Source organism: Paenibacillus algorifonticola (assembly GCF_000971975.1).
GTDB lineage: Bacteria > Bacillota > Bacilli > Paenibacillales > Paenibacillaceae > Pristimantibacillus > Pristimantibacillus algorifonticola.
In genome coordinates, this window is record NZ_LAQO01000033.1 from 63,761 (window position 1) to 81,352 (window position 17,592).

Consider the following 17,592-nt stretch of genomic DNA (forward strand, 5'->3'; position numbering starts at 1 on the left):
TTATAGCCCTGCCCCGGGGAAGTCAAGGAAATCGCCATTTCTTCACAACAAAAAAACGTCAGGGAAGCTTGCTTTTCCCTGACGTTTTTTGCGTCTTTTTAACCGTTTGCCTGTCGTAGGCTGTTGTTACTCATCTGCTCCAATATTGACTGCTGCGCCCTGTACACGCGGCTGCCCATCCATATCCAGCGTACCGATAATTGCGGTATCCGTATCGCCAGCATCAATAGCTGGGGACGTCGCTTGCAAATGGAAGTCATTCAAGGAGACATTAACAAACTTAGGGTCTGCAAATAAGGAATGCGAATCGTTTCCAGAATTCGCTTTGTAATCTGCGTAGCCGTCATACTCGACATTTTTCCAAACCCAGTAAGCATCCGAGCTTCCACCTGACGTGGAATACAAATTATAATCGACGATGTTGCCGGAGTTTTGCGTATATTCGTTATAGATGAGGACGCCTGTCGAGCTGGCCACCATAATGTTGTTTTTAATAATGTTATTTTTTGTATCAAATTGAACGTAAAGCTGGCCTGCGCCGTCGCCGATTGTATCGTTTTTGTAAAGCGTATTATTGACGATTTTGCTGTCTGTCGTGGAGCCGCGCTGCTTATCATAGCCGCCCATTGCAATGCCCGTTAGACGGTTGTTGTAAATGATATTGCTGCGAACCGTAATGTTGCTCGTAGATTTGCCTTTATGCTCGGAAGCAATTTCGACGCCAATATCGTTGTTGTAGCTATAGTTTTGCTCGATGATGCTGTCTTTGCCGCCATCGACATAAATGCCGTCAGCTGCATTGCTGTTGTTTGGAAGCTTTTTCCTATAAGAAGGATTGTTATTTGACGTAATGTTGTAGACCCGGTTGCCCTTCACTAGACCGTTGCGCACCTGATCATAGGCTGTATTCGGGGCTGTCCCCTCAAAGCCGATCAGGTCGATGCCGATATTGTCATTGTCATGGACCAGATTATTCGTTACCTCGAACGTATCCACATTGCCATTGAGCACAAGCGATTCGCTGGAGCCAAGCACCAAATTGTACAGCTCATTGCCGTCAATCGTCAGATTGTTCAGGGAAGCCGGCGACTTCGTACCGTATACGGCAATGCCATGGGCATCGCGGCCCAGCAAATCGCTGCCTGTCGGCGTCACCGTATTTTTAATAGCATGAACTTTATTGTCCAGCAGGCTGATATAGCTGCCAGCTCCGCTTACATAGATGCCTATTGGCACCCTATTTTTCGAAGCGCTTGTAAAATTGCGGATTTCAAAGCCTTTAACTGTAACATAGCTGACATCGGTCAAGCTAACGAGACCTTCCGCACCACTCGCCGTTAGTCCCGTACCATCAATCACAGCTGCCTCGTCAGCGTAATTCGTAAAGATGATTGGTCCTGCCGCAGCAGAGCCGGAACGGGTTATTTTCAGCTTCTGGTTGTAGACGCCGCCGCGAACATAGACCGTACTCCCAGTTGGTACGGCATCAGCTGCATGCTGCAGCGTTTTCCATGGCGCGGTTATCGTACCGGCGTTGGAATCATTGCCCGTCGTTGCGACATAATAATCGGCCCCCTCCGCCGAAACGTCCGGTCCCGAAACACCGATGACACACAAGGTGAATACCGCCATGCCGAGTATGGCTGTTACATATTTATTCATTTTCATTACGAACGATCATCTCCTTGAGGAATGCTCCACTTTCATAGTAGCAGCCATTATGCTGCAGCCCTCTGCTTATTTTGTCAGATAGATCTCTCTATGGCTACCTTTTCTATTATATCGTCATTCTATAGGCCGTACCTTATATAAACACAAAACAACAGCAGCTTAGAACCTCACCCCCGGTTCCAATGCTGCTGTTGTTTTTCGTTTTAGTTTACTTTGGAAGTCAATTCCTTAATCGCCGCCATTAGATCGCCTTCGCCCGCAAGCGGAAGCTTAAGCGATTGCTCGCCGTACGTCCATACGAGGTCGGTTTTCTTCGCCGTGAACGGCGATACGATGCCGTATTGCTGGGCATCAAGGAAGATTTTGTTCGCTTCGCCCATCGTTTCGATATAAGCATCCGATGCCGCTTTGTTAGCCGGAATCGAATAGCCCTGCTTCGCCAGCTCCGTCTGCCCTTCTGGGCCCGCAAGCCATGACAGCAGCTTGTATGCCGCCGCTTCATGCTTCGTATTAGCGCTGATTGCCATGCCCGCAGGCTGAACAACCGTTTGGTTCGTTTTAAATTTCGGCAAATAAGAGATGCCATAATCAATGCCCGCTTCTTTATAGTTGGCGGTATTCCAGCTGCCGCCCGGATTCATCGCAACCTTGCCCGTTGTAATCGCAAGGTTGACTTGGCCGCCAAGTCCTTCGATTTGCGCAGGCGTTGTGTTGATCTTTTTATTTTTCGTCAAATCGATAAAATATTGCAGCACTTCAATCGATTCCGGCGTGTCAAGCGCAAGCGTTCCGTCATCATTGACCAGCTTGCCGCCGTTCGACCACAGCTCAGGCTCCAGGAACCAGTCCATTGTCGAGCCAGGGGAAATCGAAAGGCCCCATTGTACGATGTTTTTGCCATCAAAGCCCGCTTCGCCAGCGTTTTTGCCGTTTTTATCAAACGTCAGCTTCGTTGCGATATCGGTAATTTCATCCCAAGTTGGCTCAAGCGATGGCATCGGCGCTTTCAGCGGGTTTGTTTTTTCATCGGTGAACAATGCTTTATTGTAGTACCATACGATGACGTTCGCATCAATCGGCAGCGACACCTGCTTGCCCTGATACTTATGAAGACCCAGCAGGCTCGGATCCACATTGTTCAAATCAAATTTGTTATCGGCAAGCAAGCCGTCCAGTTCTTTAAAAATGCCCAGCTCCGCATATTTCTCTACATAAGCATAGCTTGTTTTGAATACGTCTGGAAGCGTTCCGCCAGCGGCATTCGCCGTCAGTCCGTCCCAGTAGCTGCCCCAGTCTTTGCCTTCCAGCTTAACGGTAATGCTAGGATTAGCCTCCGTAAACTTATTCAGCAGCTCCTGTGTGCGCTGAAGCTCCTCCGCCGTTCCCCACTGGGAATAGGTAATCGTTACAGCCTCTTCAGCTGGCGCGCTGGAATTGCCACCCGCATTGGATGGATTCGCCGTATTCGTCTGTCCGCCTGTATTGCCGCCTCCGCAGCCCGTCACAAGAATAGACGCAGCCAACAACGTAGTACCTACACTCAACTTCCACTTGCTCTTCGTTTTCATATACAGTTCCCCTTTTACGTCATGTAGAAAGCAAGAAAACCAGAACCGGAACGCGCCATCATCCTTTGGAGCCCGTAAGCACCACCCCTTCCACAATGTAGCGTTGTGCGAAGAAATAAAGCAGGCCAATCGGAATGATGCTAATAAAAGCACCAGCAGCAAGCGCCGGGAAATCCTGGCTCGTTTGTCCAATCAGCAGCTGCAGGCCAACACTCAGCGTGAACAGCTCATTATTTTTGATATAAAGAAACGGTCCGAGAAAATCGAGCCAAGAGTTGACGAAAGCGAAAATGATCGTCGTAATAATAATCGGCTTGGACAGCGGCATAATGACTCTCGCATATACGGTCCAGCGATTGCCGCCATCCAGATAAGTCGCCTCATCGAGCTCCTGCGGAATTGTAAGAAAAAATTGCCGGAATAAAAAAATGTAATAGGCGCCTCCGAGCCATGCCGGAACGATCAGCGGCAGCCACGTATCGATCCACCCCAGCTTCGCAAACAGCACATACGATGGAATCATCATAATAGACGGCGGAATCATCAGCGTCAGCAGCACGATCGGAAAAAGCTTATCCCGGTATTTCGTCGCAAAACGCGAAAATCCATAAGCCACAATGGAGCTGGAAACGACAGCGCCCAAGGCGACGAAAAACGAAATCGCAAATGAGTTTTGAATCCACTGCCACATCATGGGCTGGACGGCAAACAATCGTTCAAACGCCTCAAAGTTCATATGTTCTGGAAAAATAGTCGGCGGCACCTTGTACGTCTCCGCCTTCGTCTTCATCATGGTTGAGAGCATCCACACGAGAGGCCCTACAAATAACACCAACGCTGCGAGCAGCAATGCATATTTGGAGACCGTTGCTGTTATGCTGCTCTTTTGCCCGCCATTCATATAGATCCCCCTATCTCTCTCCTTCGTAATAAACGAAGCGATTCGATATTTTCATCAGCACAAAGGTGACGAGCGAGATCAGCGCAAACAGGAAAATCGATTGTGACATCGCCATGCTGAACTTCAAGTCGGTAAAGGCCGATTTGTAAATATTGTAGACAAATGTATAAGCTGCGTAGTTCGGGCCGCCCTTGGAGAGCAGCAGCGCCTCCGTAAACATTTGAAAGTTGTACATCGTTTGAATAATGATGACGAACAAAATGGAAGGACTGATCATCGGCAGCGTGATGGATAAAAATTTGCGAACACCGGCAGCCCCGTCAATTTCAGCCGCTTCATACAAATGCCTCGGCACGTTTTTGAGCGCCGCCAGAAAGATCAGCACCCCGCTTCCCGAAATCCACACTTGCAGCAAAATGATAACCGGCTTAATCGTATGCTCGCCGCCGATCCAATCGATTTTGTCGAAGCCGAGCAAGCCGAGCCCCGCATTCAAGATGCCGAATTCCGCATTGAAGACGAGCCGCCAAATAATGACGGTTGCCACAATCGGCACAAGCGTAGGCAAGTAATAGAAGGTACGGAACAACGCAATGCCCTTCACATTAAAATTAAGCAGCATCGCCAGCACCAGCATGCCCGCCGTTACGATCGGCACACCGAAAACGACGAAATACATCGTGTTGAGCAAGCTTTTTAGAAAAATAGGATCATCGATCATATGAATAAAGTTATCGAAGCCGACAAAATGATAATTGACCGCGCCCGGCAGCTTCGCATCTGTAAAGGCGTAAAACACCGAAGTGCCGAATGGAATTAGGAAGAAGATCGTAAAACCAATGATCCACGGCATAATAAACAGGAAAAACAGCAATGTGTCATATTTTCGCAAGCTTTTCATCATGACACCCCTTAGCCAGTGATTTCTTCTAGATAGACATACCGTTCTTCTAAAATAGATTTTTCGGCAGCCAGCGCGATCAGCAGCGCATTACGGCCAACCTGTGCCGTTGCAAACGGCTGTTTGCCTTCCCTTACACATTTCAGGAAATCGATACGCTGCGTTTGGCCGCCCGTATGGCCGCCCATAATGGAATCCGAGGATACATCAATATCGAGATGGTCCTTCGTCCAATCCTCGCCGCCGACGATATCAATCGTCTTGTCATTGCGCGCGACCATCTGTCCGCCATTGTCGCCAATTAAACCGATTTCAAGTCCTTCGCCAAGCAAGTTTCTCGGCTTCAAATACATGCACAGGCCAAGGTTCGCCTTGCTGCCGTTGTCATAATCGATCGTAATGAAGGCGTGATCGACGATCGACGTATCGGAAATATTTTTCGCTGGATAATGGCTGTAGGAGTTGGTAATGATGTTCTCTTGTCCCTGCTTCATCACATGCTGGCCGCCGGAAGCAAATACGCGTACCGGATTCGCCTGAATCATCCAGTTGAAAATATCAAAGTGATGGCAATCCTTTTCGACGATCGCTCCGCCCGACTTCGACTTGTCATAAAACCATTCGGTTGGCGGGAATGGATCACGGAACTCCTTGCACCACATTAGCTTCACATCGCCCAAACGTCCATTTTCCAGCTCCTTGGCCATCCGGCGGTACAAGTTGGAATAACGGTAAACGAGTCCGATTTGCAAAATGCGACCGGATTTTTCAGCCGCTTCAATAATGGCATCGCAATCTTCAATTGTATGGGCCACTGGTTTTTCCAGAAAAACATGCTTGCCTGCCTCCAGAAAAGCAACCGCCACCTCGCGGTGCAAATAGTTCGGAACGCTGATGACAACCGCATCCAAATCTTCTTTATGAAGCAGCTCACGGTAATCCGTCACAATAACCGGTCTGCTGTTTTTAAGCTCAGCAACTGTACGCGCTACGTTAGCTTCGTTCATATCACAGATATAACGAACGTCACTATCCGGAAGCAAATCAAAACCGATGCAATGATGCGACCCCATATCGCCGACACCGATAAAAGCCATTCTAATGTTCCCCATGTCTACACACTCCGTTGTCATTAATTTAGCGGTATTAGTTATTCACCGCGTTTCATGTTAGGTTATCTAACAATGTTTTGCATCTGATTACGATAGTAAAACAGTTCGCCCATGTTGTCAATCAATTTTTGGCTAATTTTTCTCTTTATTTGCGGCAAATAAATTGAAGTTTGCTAAAAACATTGATTTTCCCGTGATTATATAAGGTTTCCATGTATGTGAAACGCTTTCAAAATAATTTTGAACGCTTCCCTCTTTTTATTTCGATATTCATTTGCCGCAAACTTTAATCCGTTTGATATAGATTATTACACTAAATTGAAGTTTGTCAACTGCTTTGTATTTAGGCAATTTTCACGCTCGAACTGGAAAATTTCTCTTGTTCTGTATGCTCATATCGCCTATAATGCAACATATAAACGACTTTCGCATCATGAAACTCCTCGAATTATTTGCCGCAAAATCTTATTCAAAAAAATCTATCACCTAGATGATCCTGCTTAAAATACTCTCATGAATGTAACAAAACTAAGGCAGATTTGGGCAAGCCGCTTTCCTGCTGAAAGGGGGTGATTTACCTGTAAAATGGAAGGATGGACGGCCCTTCATTCATTCGAATGGCCTAGCGGGACAACCCTATAACCCAAGGAGGTTTACCATGTTTAAAGCAGCCGGCAACACAAAGCTTTTGGTCCATTTATTTTTGACTGTTGCGCTCGTCTTTGCGATCTTCCAACCTATTGGCACGCTTCCAGAAGCACAAGCCGCTACCATTACGGTCGATGGCAATGTAAGTGATTGGAGCAGCATTAATGCGCTCGCTACAGGTACTGGAGCCGCTCAAAGCTTCAAGATGACAAACGATGGAACCAATCTTTATTTGCTTATCCAAGGCTCAGGCTTAAGCACGGCAATGGGCAGCTTTTGGCTGAATATTGACAACAACACCGCAACGGGCTATCAGGCATCAGGCTGGGGAGCTACCGGCATTGAATGGCTGCTGGAAAATGCCGGGTTATACCGCTATGCGGGAACCGGAAGCAGCTGGAGCTGGAATGCGAACACTACCCTCTCCTCCTCGCAATTTTTCCGCAGCTCAACCGTTATTGAAGTCGCCATACCTTTGACTACTTTACAGATTAGCGCTGGCAGCACCATTCAGGCGGGCTATATTGATAACAACTCCACGACCTCGCGGCTGCCTGCGGCGAACCAGACGCTGCCCTCCTATTTGCTCACTTCAAGCGGCGGGTCGGGCGACCCTGGCGCAGCGACAACAGTCGTATACCCTGTAGAGCTGGACAGCCCGCTTAATAATCCGTTTAAGGGCTGGGCTCCATCTGCTAAAACGACGGGTTACCCCCAGCAGCACAAGCTTGTTTATGCCGGGGTAACCTGGAAGGAGCTTGAGCCGACGAAAGGAACGTATAATTTCGCTGCTATTGAAGCGACAAATAATTTCGCTCATTGGAACAGCCTAGGCGTTAAAGTTGTGCTGCGGTTTATTCTAGATAGCCCAACTGGCGCAGCACATCGGGATATTCCCGATTGGCTTTACAATGATATGGTCGCGCTTGGCCAATCTCCAGGCACTGTTTATAACGATACGACAGGCGGAATGGGCACTGGCAACAATATGGGCTTCTCGCCCAACTACAGCTCCGCCTATTTAATTGAGCGGCATAAGCTCGCTATTGAAGCGATCGCGGCCCGATATAATACAAATGAACGCCCGGTCGCTTTTGTGCAAATCGGCTCGATTGGGCATTGGGCCGAATTTCATACATGGCCTTATGTAGGCCCCAATGGCGAAGCCAATTACACGGGCGCCTTCCCTCCGAATGCGATTTCAAATCAATATGTGCAGCATTATATTGATGCCTTTGCCGGCAAAGAGGACAAAATGCAGGTGCTGATCAGACGCAGCATTGCGCTTGCAAAAACGAACAATAAGGGTATGGTAATGGGCATGTTTAACGATGTGTTCGGACATAAAGACAGCTTCGATGCGGATTGGGGCTGGTATACAGGCACGCAAAATGGCTACTGGGATGATATTGGCCAACAGCAGCCAGCGCACGCTAACTTTTGGGAGACGCGCATTTCTGGCGGGGAGTTTTATGGCGGAGCGCCCGGCATGACCGCCGCGCTCACTACGGGCAGCGGCTTTACGGAAACGCAACGCCAGACGGAGCTGAGCAAGCCAAGCTGGCTCGGTCCCAACTCGCCAGCTTCGCTCGCCGTAGGCAACACGCTGCAAAGCAATATAGACACACTGAAAAAACGGATGGGCTATCATTTTGTCGTGAAGGAAATTTCGCATCCTTCTGCCATAACGGGAAGTTCATTCGACGTGAACATTAAGGCAGAAAATAAAGGCGTCCAGCACTTCCCATTCGGCTGGCCGGTCGAAATTCAGCTGCGCAGCGGCAATACGGTCGTAGCAAAGAAAACGACAACCGTCGATTTGCGCACCTGGAAAACAGGCACGTATACGCTTACAGATTCGATTCCCGTCTCCGGCCTTGCTGCGGGAACCTATGATATCGCTATTGCGATCATCAGCCCGCAAACGAATGCGCCGGGCGTTGACTTTGCGAATACGAACAGGCTTGCTGATGGGGCTTATAAGCTGAGCAGTGTGACGAAATAATATTACGGATTACGGAATAAATTGCGGAAATGAACGTTAAAACGGCTGTCGAGGGTGCTCGACAGCCGTTTTTTTAATATATCATTTGTTTAACTAACTTGCCTCCTAAAAATCATACATTATTCAGGATGACATATACGGGAATAGTGTTATAATATGTATCTAAAATATTGCTAAAGTAGGTGGAGTGTTATTTTAAACAAAAAGTGGTTTCTATTCGTTCTAATCCTCACATTACTTATGATTCCTGCAAGTATCACTAATGCAGCCAATTCCAAACCAGAAGATTTGTTTAAGAAAAAATTCCCGAAAGAGAAAATCTCCGTTAGCAAATCTGGAGACTTAAACAATGACAAAAAAGCTGAACATTTTATTTTGGCAGAGTCGGGAAACTTCTATTTTATCAATACTAAAGGAGCAATTGAGCTTATCACTACAGGAATCATTAGCGATGAAGACTTTGCGTCTCCAACGATTCAAATTTTCTCTGTTACCAAAACCGAGAAACATGTGGCAGTAGCCTATGAATATTTTCCTTCCAACACTAGAATGGAAGTATTTAGGTTAAAAAAGGCTTCGCTTGAAAGCGTCTTGGATATTATGGGGGATCAGGGGGTAACCATTAATAAGAAAGGGCAAGTGACTCAGCTGTGGAAAAAATACAATAATGAAGGCTGGTCACTAGCTGCTGCAGTCTATACGTGGAACTCCAAAACGGCCACCTATAAAGGGAGCGGACAACTTCCATAAATACAGCTCTAACTTTACTTCTGAGTAAAATTCCATACATCGAAACAAAAACCTATGAAATAGGCCTCCCTGTAAAAAATTTGACAGGGAGGCCTATTTGTTTGTTTTAGTATGGGAAACTCTATAAACTTTCTTATGAAAACAGTTCCTGTCAAGGTTCAAAACCCGTCTGACTCATAAACAGCTGCTCCTCCGCAAAAACCTCACGGAACTGCCGATAAACAGTCTCGTAAGCCGAAGGCTCATACCATTCCTCAGCTCCCAGCTGCGTATACAACGTCTCCAGCCCAAGTCGCTTAGTTCTTTTGCCTCCGCTTCCGTCACCCATAAAATAATCGTCTATGCACACTCGATCCACGAGCGGGGCAAGCTTGCCCGCAAATGCCTCGCTGCTCGGCAGCAGTGGCGCAACCGCCGCCTGAGTCGGAACGCCTGCCTCCTTGAGCAGCCGCAGTGCTTTCAAACGAGCTTGAATAGGCGGGGCCATCGGTGAAAAATGCTTGCGCATCGCGTCCAAATCCGTCTCCACCGTCATACTGACGCGTACCCGACTTCCCAGACGCAGCAGCAAATCGATATCGCGAGTGACCAACGGGCTTCTCGTCTGAACAAGCAAAAACTCCGGCGGCTCCTCCGCCATCGCCTCCAGCAAGGAACGCGTCACCTGCTCCTTATATTCGGCCGACTGATACGGGTCCGTACTGGAGGACATAAAAATTGTCACAGGACCCTTCGCCTTTGCTTTTCGCAGCTCCTTCTTAAGCAGCTCGGCGGCGCCAAGCTTAACATCGACCCAGCTCCCCCACTCCTGTCCACGAAATATCGATACTGGCATGCCCCGCACATAGCAATAGGAGCAAGCGAAAGCGCACCCCGTATAAGGATTGAGCGAATGGCTATAGCCTGACAAAAAGCCGGTTCCTTTGTTGAGCAGCGTCTTCGGCTGCTTGTATAAAAGCTCGTTTTTCATCGCGCCCCCTCCGGCATTCTAAATAATAGGCATGTGCTGTATGCCAACTACTATACTTACTCTACTTCATTCAGCTTTGCCTGATTAGCTTTTAACAACTTTCCGCTTCATGCTGCGGATAATCGCTTTCGTATCCGGATCGATGCGGTACGATTCGGTAATTTTTTGCAGCGCTTTATTATACGTGAAAGTGTCGAGCGCATTATTTTTCAAATAGGCCATCGTCGGTTCCGGGAGCTTGATGTAGCAGATGGATAGCGCCCATGCGACCGCCATTTTCACATAATACGCGGGGTGGTCAATCTGATCAAGCCGCTGAAGCACCCGCTCAATATATTCCTCATTAACATAGAAATTAAGCAGCATGACCGCGGCAAAGCGCAAATCATACTCCTGCTCCGAAGCAAAATACGGCTGGATAAAATCCCATATTTCCTGCGAATGGTTTTTTGTCACCTTCAGCCCCGCGCAGAAGCTGTCACAGACGGACCAATTATCGATTTTCGGCACAAAATTAGCGATGCAGCGCTGAAGCTCCTCCATATCCGTCTTCACGAGGCCAATGACCATGCCTTGCAGCATGACTTCCTCGAAAAATTCATCGTCCGCCTCCGCCAAATAAGCGCGCCAGTCGCCCTTCGCAATTACCGCCGCAAGCTTTCGCAGCTCCGGCAGCCGAACACCCATTACATTGCTGATATTCGGAATCAGCGACGCAGAGAACTTTTGATAATCCGTCTCCGCACGCATAAGCAGCTCTTCCCTTATCGTTTTGTCCATTCCTATCCCCCGCTATTCCATTTAGTTCGTCTTATCCTTACTATACCTCAAGCGGCCAAGGCTGTGAGCCTAAGAGAATGAAAGAGCAAGAAAACGAAATCCATATCACACCCTATTTCAGCTCCCATAGCTTTCAATTTCATCCCCCAGATAGGCTATCATTTGGTAAAATAGAGCTGTATGCACGATCGGCTATTGCCTTACCATTCTATCCTTCAAAGGAGCGATTCCATTGACGAATCACGATTCATGCGTATTTTGCAGGCCGGAACTAGAGGCGCGGCAGCGAGCTATATTAAGCAATGAAAGCTGTATTTTTTACCAAATGCCGCAGGACATTTTGATTGGTTCGGGTTTAATTGTGCCGCGGCAGCACCGGGAAAATGTTTTTGAGCTGACGGAGCAGGAATGGGCCGATACGTATCAGCTTGTACATAAGGTGAAGGCGCATCTGGATGAGCTGCATCAGCCGGATGGCTATAATTTGCAATGGAATACGCAAGGCGCAGCAGGCCAGCATCTGTTTCACTCTCATTTGCATATCATTCCGAGATTTGCTGACGAGCCTCTGGCAGGCAAGGATTTGCGCAGCTTTCTGGGTAAAGAGGACAATCGCAGGCCCAGCTTGGCAGCCAACCACCTCCAGCACGAAATTCCTCATAACTAGTTAAAAAATATAGCCAAACAGCTCGCTTACGCTGTTTGGCTATTTTTACGCTGCACCTATTTTGCTGGGCAACGATTCCTTCCGAATCTTTGGCGGACAGAGATTCCGCTATTTTCCTCAAACAACGCTTGATGGAGAGGCTTGCGGACTCAGGAGCAGCTAATGGCTGTGAGCTCCCCGTTTTTGCGCAAAATTCTAAGCAATAACGGTTTTCCTGTCCGCTCAAACGCTGAAATCAACAAAAAGCTTAAAATAGCGGATCGTCAGGCCACAAAAAAGCCTTCATGCTCTAGCTCAGCTTCACCAAGCTGTAGCTTTTTTTACCTTTGCGAATAATGATGAACCGTCCGCCAATCGCATGCTCCGCCGTAACGGTAAATTCGAGCTCCGTCACCTTCTCACCATTCATAGAGATGGCGCCCTTCGTAATATCCTCGCGAGCTTGGCGCTTGGAAGGCTCAATGCCGAGATCGACGAGCCAGTCGACGATGTTTTTCGGCTCACCGTCCACCGTGAAGGTCGGCATTTCTTTAAAGCCCTGCTCGATCTCATCCGCCGTCAGCGAGCGAATGTCTCCGCTGAACAACGCCGCTGTAATTCGCTTCGCCTGCTCCAGCATTTCTTCGCCGTGAACGAATTTCGTCATTTCCTCTGCCAGCGCCTTTTGCGCTTCGCGCTTATGAGGCTCGGTTTGCACCTTTTCCTCAAGCGCTTCAATTTCCGCTTTGCTCAGGAACGTAAAGAACTTCAAGTATTTCACGACATCGCGGTCATCGGTATTCGCCCAGAACTGGTAAAACTCGAATGGCGTCGTTTTGTTCGGATCAAGCCAGATCGCGCCGCCTGCCGTTTTGCCGAATTTCGTGCCGTCGGCTTTCAGCATGAGCGGAATCGTCAGGCCGAATGCTTTCGCCTCTGCGCCTTCTTTTTTCCGAATGAGATCAAGGCCGCTCGTAATGTTGCCCCATTGATCGGAGCCGCCGATTTGCAGCTGCACATCCTCGTTCTGGAACAGATGCAAGTAGTCAAGCGACTGCAAAATTTGGTACGAAAACTCGGTGAACGAGATGCCGCTATCGAGTCTGCTTGATACGACGTCTTTCGCCAGCATCGTATTGATGCTGAAGTTTTTACCGAAGTCGCGCAAAAACTCAATGACATTGATTTTGTGCGTCCAGTCATAGTTGTTGACCATGCGCACCTGGTTGTCGCCGTCGGTCATAAACAGCTTTTTCAGCTGTGCACTCAAAGCATCGACATTCGCCTGCACCTGCTCCAGCGTTTGCAGCGAGCGCTCGGTCTGGCGTCCGCTCGGATCGCCGATCGTTCCGGTCGCTCCGCCAATCAGAATAACTGGTCGGTGGCCTGCGAGTTGGAAACGTTTCAGCATCATAAACGGAATCAAGTGGCCGATATGCATGCTGTCGCCTGTCGGGTCAACGCCACAGTATAGCGACACTGCCTTCGTATTCGTCAGCTCGCGAAGTCCCTCCGCATCCGTCTGCTGGTTAATGGCATCGCGCCATTCGAGTTCATCCATAATATTCAAAGCAAACAACCCCTTTTCCATTCGATGATAGTGGTCATGATTTACGTTAATGAGCGAGAAAGCGCCGGGTCGGGCCTTTTCAGGCAACAAAAAATCGCCCCTCGTCTACTGGAGACATAGGGACGATTAAATAACCGTGGTACCACCCAACTTGCACAAACAGCTCGAAAAACGCTGCTCATACCGCTTTTAAGCGAAATATCGTTCGCCTTGCCGCTTGGCATTACCCAAGATACTCCAGAGTGTAATTCGCAGCCCTTGTATGTATCAGGTCTCATCAACCCCTGACTTTCTGCAACAGGGACAAAGCTGCTACTGCGCTCTATCAACGTATAACATGTATTAGATTATAGACAGTATAGCGGAACGTGAAAATCATTGCAAGCCTAAGAATGAGCTGAAGAAAAGGCTTCGCTGCATAAAAAGATTGGCTTACGATCGCCATTACCCTTGAATTTTTATGAATGGGCTTACTCCTTTACCGCCCCTATCGTCAGCCCTTGAACGAAATAGCGCTGGAAAAAAGGATAGGCCAGTACGATCGGTCCCGTCGCCAGCACGACCATCGCCATCCGCGACGTATCCTGCGGCATGTCCTGCAAAATGCCGGTGCTAAGCGACGCATTGGTCGAATTTTGCATAATAAACTGCATGCTCGTTTCAATTCGCATCAGCATCGATTGCAGCGGCACCAGATTGGGCGCATCAATGTACAGCAGCGCATTAAACCAGTCATTCCAATAACCGAGCGTATTAAACAGGCCGATCGTAGCAAGGCCGGGAAGCGACAGCGGCAGCACCAGCCTGATAAACGTTTGCAGCTCGCTTGCCCCATCGATTTTTCCCGATTCAATAATGGCGGTTGGCACCATCGTACTGAAAAACGTTCGCATAATGAGGATATAAAACGCATTGACGAGCATCGGCATAATGAGCGCCCATATCGTATCCTTCATATGCAGCAGCTGCGTAACGACGATAAAGGTCGGTACCATGCCGCCGTTGAACAGCATCGTAAAAATCGCAAAAAAGCTGAAAAAACGGCGATATTTAAAGCTTCTCTGAAAAATGGCGTACGCATAAAGCGTAATAATGACAAGGCTCAGCAGCGTGCCAACAACCGTTACAAAAATAGTGACGCCATACGAGCGCAGCAGCGCCTCGCCCGTCCTGAATATATATTGGTACGCCTCCAGGCTCCATTCCTTCGGAATAATGCGGTAGCCGTTCGAGGCGAGCGATTTTTCATTCGTAAATGAAATGATGACGACGAACAGAAAGGGAAAGACGCAGGCAATCGCAATAACACCTGTCAGCAGGCTCAGGAGAAAGTTGGCAGCAGGTGAGATTTGATCGAAACGCTTTGGTTTTTTTACGGGCACCGAAACTCCTCCTTCGTTTAAAACAAGGCATTATCCTTGTTTTTTCTTCTGACGATGTAGTTGGACAGTAGGACAAGCAGAAATCCGACGAAGGACTGATATAGCCCGGCAGCCGTGCTCATGCCAATTTCTCCATTGATTTTGAGTCCCCGGAACACATACGTATCAATGACGTTGGTCATCGAATACAGCAAGCCCGAATCCCTTGGCACCTGATAAAAGAGTCCAAAATCCGCGTAAAAGATTTTTCCGACGGCCAGCAGCGTCATAATCGAAATGACCGGAACGAGCAGCGGAATCGTAATATTCGTGATCTGCTTCCATTTGCCTGCACCGTCGATCATCGCGGCCTCATACAGGGAGCGGTCGATTCCCATAATGGCGGCCAAATAAACGACGCTGTTGTAGCCAACGAGCTTCCACAGGTTGACCAATACGAGAATAAACGGCCATTTGGAAGGCTCCGAATACCAATTGATCCGCTCCATGCCCATCCATTCGAACGTTTTGTTTATCAGCCCTTTATCAAAGCTGAGGAAGCTGAATACAAAATAGCCGACAATGACCCACGATAGAAAATAAGGCATAAACATCGCTGTTTGAAAAAACTTGCTCAGCCGCCTGTTTGTCAATTCAACTAAAATAATTGCCATCGCTACTGCCAAAATGAGCCCTAAAATAATAAATGCCGCATTGTAAAGCACCGTATTGCGCGTAATGATATACGCGTCCGAGGTGCTGAACAAAAACTTGAAGTTGTCCAGACCTACCCATTTGCTGTCGATGATGCTGGCAAAAAAGCCATCCTTGCTGTATCTGTACTGCTTAAATGAAATAATCGTTCCCGCCATAGGCAGGTAGGAAAACAGCAAAAACCATAGGGCACCCGGCAGTACCATCAGGAGCATCGCTCGATTGCGAAAGATGTCCCGTAAAAATATTTTCAGCTTGTCGAACATGTCGTTCATCTCCTTAAACGGGCAACTTCTCAATGCTCATCTGTTTATAGAATGATAGGATGATGGGTTTTAATGGTTATAAAGAAAGAGAGGCAAATCCGAAAATTCCCCTCTCCCTCGCTGCGGATTATTTAGGATTAGCCGCTTTCCACGCATCAAGCTGGGCCTGCGCTTCGGCAATGACTTTTTCCAGTCCTGCTGCTTTAAACTTCTCAATCGCTTTTGGCAAATACTCATTCGGATCAACCGTTCCCGTCATTAAGGCCGACCAGAACTCGCCTTTGACGTTCTGAATCGATGCCAGCTCGGTCGTGACGCTCGTTGTGTCGAAGTTGAAGCCAAGCGTTGGGGCTACTTTGCCCGCTTCATTGAATACTTTGTATTCGTCCCATTTGTTCTCAGGATCGCCAGGATTGAGATACGTCAAGGTGACATTGCCAAGCGAGAAGGTCGGCATATCATAGTTTTTCGAATCATCCAAATTCTCCATCGCATTGTCAGCCGTTTTCTTATAATGAACGTTTTCGATGCCGGAATCGATCATATTGCGCAATACCGGGTCGGTGTTCAGCAGGTTCAGAAATTCCATCGCTTTCTCCGGATGCTCCGAATTAGCTGAAATCGCCTGCATCGAGCCCATGACGGACCAGTTGAAAATCATCGATTCGCTTGCTGGCGTTGACACGACAGGATAGCCATAGCTTGAGCTCCACAGATTGTCGGCGAATGGCGTTGTCGCTGCGCGGTCAAGGAACCATTTGCCGGATTTTTGCGTATCGTCCAGTCCGTTCGTCGTTGCCGCCTCTGGCGAAATGTAGCCCTTCTTGTAATAGCTGTGCATCGTATCAAGCGCTGCTTTGAGCTCAGGCGTCTCCAGCACGTTTACGACTTTGTAGTCGCCTTTATCCAAACTTACAACCATTGGCAGGTTGGAGATCAAATAATCGTACGGCAGCACGGGCATATAATCCTTCGTTATGGCGAATGGGGTAATGTCCGGCTCGTTTTCTTTAATCGTCTTCAGCAGCGGCTCTATGCTTTCCAGCGTATAGATGCCGTCCATGCTCAGGCTGTATTTATCCAGCAGAGTCTTGTTAAAGCGCCATACTTCAAGCGCCGGGAGCTCTTTTTTCGCCGGAATGCCATAGTTGTGCCCATCTACCTTGGAGCCCTCAAGGAAGGCTGGATCAAGCGTCTCCACAATTCCTTTGCCCTGCTCCTTCAGCAAATCGTCGATTTCGTAAAAGGCTCCTTTACGGGCATTTTGCACGTAATCGAATGCCCATGAAGCGGTAAACATCATGTCCATAGGTGTTCCTGATGAGGTAGCAATTTGCATTTTTTGCGTGTAGTCGCCCCAATCAATTTGGGTCATTTTAATCGTTACGCCAATTTTCTCAGCCGTATATTTGCTGACTTCCTCCATGACACGGTTTACATCCTTTTGCGGGGTACCGATTGTGTACCAGCTCAGCTCCACCGTTTCATCTTTGCCCGCATTGCCTCCGCCGGTGCCGCTCTCCGCCGGTGCCCCGGTTTCTTTCGCGCCGCCGTTAGTGCTGCATGCACCTAGCAGCAGCGAGAATGAAAGCAGCACCGCGAGCAGCATCATCCAGCTTTTGTTTTGTCTCATCAATCGTTACCTCCCTTTTTTGTATCCCCTTCACCATCGCTTAACGCTTAACGCTTACTTGTAGATTACCGGATGTAAGCACTTTCAAATAGAGAA

The 17,592-nt window shown here is 48.2% G+C and carries 14 protein-coding genes and 1 other annotated feature; of the genes, 3 read left to right on the plus strand and 11 right to left on the minus strand.

The annotated features are described in order from the left end of the window. Positions 1-126 precede the first annotated feature (126 nt). The 5 genes from WH37_RS27090 to WH37_RS27110 form a co-directional block, all read right to left on the minus strand. A complete protein-coding gene (locus WH37_RS27090) occupies positions 127-1,632 on the minus strand; it encodes a choice-of-anchor Q domain-containing protein (protein ID WP_231594382.1) in 1,506 nt (501 codons plus the stop codon). A 242-nt stretch (positions 1,633-1,874) separates the two neighbouring features. Continuing rightward, a complete protein-coding gene (locus WH37_RS27095) occupies positions 1,875-3,239 on the minus strand; it encodes an ABC transporter substrate-binding protein (RefSeq protein ID WP_046233776.1) in 1,365 nt (454 codons plus the stop codon). 58 nt (positions 3,240-3,297) lie between these two features. After that, positions 3,298-4,140, minus strand: a complete 843-nt coding sequence (locus WH37_RS27100) for a carbohydrate ABC transporter permease (protein WP_046233777.1) — start codon at positions 4,138-4,140, stop codon at positions 3,298-3,300. 10 nt (positions 4,141-4,150) lie between these two features. After that, positions 4,151-5,044, minus strand: a complete 894-nt coding sequence (locus WH37_RS27105; protein WP_046233778.1) for a carbohydrate ABC transporter permease — start codon at positions 5,042-5,044, stop codon at positions 4,151-4,153. An 8-nt stretch (positions 5,045-5,052) separates the two neighbouring features. Further along, on the minus strand, positions 5,053-6,153 hold the full coding sequence (locus WH37_RS27110) for a Gfo/Idh/MocA family protein (RefSeq protein ID WP_046233779.1): 1,101 nt from the start codon (positions 6,151-6,153) through the stop codon (positions 5,053-5,055). A gap of 658 nt (positions 6,154-6,811) precedes the next feature. Here WH37_RS27110 and WH37_RS27115 point away from each other — a divergent pair. Both WH37_RS27115 and WH37_RS27120 read left to right on the plus strand, forming a co-directional pair. Continuing rightward, positions 6,812-8,806, plus strand: a complete 1,995-nt coding sequence (locus WH37_RS27115) for a DUF4832 domain-containing protein (RefSeq protein WP_046233780.1) — start codon at positions 6,812-6,814, stop codon at positions 8,804-8,806. 288 nt (positions 8,807-9,094) lie between these two features. After that, positions 9,095-9,556 carry a hypothetical protein gene (locus tag WH37_RS27120; protein WP_156182388.1) on the plus strand — a complete coding sequence of 154 codons (462 nt, stop codon included), beginning with the start codon at positions 9,095-9,097 and terminating at the stop codon, positions 9,554-9,556. 151 nt (positions 9,557-9,707) lie between these two features. Here the strand turns inward: WH37_RS27120 and WH37_RS27125 are convergent, their stop codons facing one another. Further along, positions 9,708-10,526, minus strand: a complete 819-nt coding sequence (locus tag WH37_RS27125; RefSeq protein ID WP_046233782.1) for an SPL family radical SAM protein — start codon at positions 10,524-10,526, stop codon at positions 9,708-9,710. Between the two features lie 84 nt (positions 10,527-10,610). Beyond that, entirely contained in the window at positions 10,611-11,306 is a 696-nt protein-coding gene (locus tag WH37_RS27130) for a DNA alkylation repair protein (RefSeq protein WP_046233783.1), read from the minus strand. Positions 11,307-11,538: 232 nt separating this feature from the next. Between WH37_RS27130 and WH37_RS27135 the strand changes: the two genes are divergently transcribed. After that, on the plus strand, positions 11,539-11,973 hold the full coding sequence (locus WH37_RS27135) for an HIT family protein (protein ID WP_046233784.1): 435 nt from the start codon (positions 11,539-11,541) through the stop codon (positions 11,971-11,973). Between the two features lie 289 nt (positions 11,974-12,262). On the opposite strand, the gene tyrS is transcribed toward WH37_RS27135, so the two are convergent. The 4 genes from tyrS to WH37_RS27155 all read right to left on the minus strand — a co-directional run bounded on the left by tyrS (position 12,263) and on the right by WH37_RS27155 (position 17,499). Further along, positions 12,263-13,522, minus strand: a complete 1,260-nt coding sequence (gene tyrS / locus WH37_RS27140) for a tyrosine--tRNA ligase (RefSeq protein WP_046233802.1) — start codon at positions 13,520-13,522, stop codon at positions 12,263-12,265. A 115-nt stretch (positions 13,523-13,637) separates the two neighbouring features. Further along, positions 13,638-13,860: a binding site (T-box leader), on the minus strand. Positions 13,861-13,992: 132 nt separating this feature from the next. Continuing rightward, on the minus strand, positions 13,993-14,871 hold the full coding sequence (locus WH37_RS27145; RefSeq protein WP_414812431.1) for a carbohydrate ABC transporter permease: 879 nt from the start codon (positions 14,869-14,871) through the stop codon (positions 13,993-13,995). A 50-nt stretch (positions 14,872-14,921) separates the two neighbouring features. Then, positions 14,922-15,863 (minus strand): ABC transporter permease, encoded by a 942-nt coding sequence (locus WH37_RS27150; RefSeq protein WP_046233786.1) that lies wholly within the window; start codon positions 15,861-15,863, stop codon positions 14,922-14,924. A 127-nt stretch (positions 15,864-15,990) separates the two neighbouring features. Next, positions 15,991-17,499, minus strand: a complete 1,509-nt coding sequence (locus WH37_RS27155) for an ABC transporter substrate-binding protein (protein ID WP_046233787.1) — start codon at positions 17,497-17,499, stop codon at positions 15,991-15,993. Positions 17,500-17,592: the final 93 nt, after the last annotated feature.

What these genes read in the sequence shown, in the direction of transcription:
- WH37_RS27110 (WP_046233779.1), bottom strand. Translation starts at nt 6,153, where the DNA reads ATGGGGAACATTAGAATGGCTTTTATCGGTGTCGGCGATATGGGGTCG.
- WH37_RS27100 (WP_046233777.1), bottom strand. Translation starts at nt 4,140, where the DNA reads ATGAATGGCGGGCAAAAGAGCAGCATAACAGCAACGGTCTCCAAATAT.
- WH37_RS27095 (WP_046233776.1), bottom strand. Translation starts at nt 3,239, where the DNA reads ATGAAAACGAAGAGCAAGTGGAAGTTGAGTGTAGGTACTACGTTGTTG.
- WH37_RS27150 (WP_046233786.1), bottom strand. Translation starts at nt 15,863, where the DNA reads ATGTTCGACAAGCTGAAAATATTTTTACGGGACATCTTTCGCAATCGA.
- WH37_RS27105 (WP_046233778.1), bottom strand. Translation starts at nt 5,044, where the DNA reads ATGATGAAAAGCTTGCGAAAATATGACACATTGCTGTTTTTCCTGTTT.
- WH37_RS27115 (WP_046233780.1), top strand. Translation starts at nt 6,812, where the DNA reads ATGTTTAAAGCAGCCGGCAACACAAAGCTTTTGGTCCATTTATTTTTG.
- WH37_RS27130 (WP_046233783.1), bottom strand. Translation starts at nt 11,306, where the DNA reads ATGGACAAAACGATAAGGGAAGAGCTGCTTATGCGTGCGGAGACGGAT.
- WH37_RS27125 (WP_046233782.1), bottom strand. Translation starts at nt 10,526, where the DNA reads ATGAAAAACGAGCTTTTATACAAGCAGCCGAAGACGCTGCTCAACAAA.
- WH37_RS27090 (WP_231594382.1), bottom strand. Translation starts at nt 1,632, where the DNA reads ATGGCGGTATTCACCTTGTGTGTCATCGGTGTTTCGGGACCGGACGTT.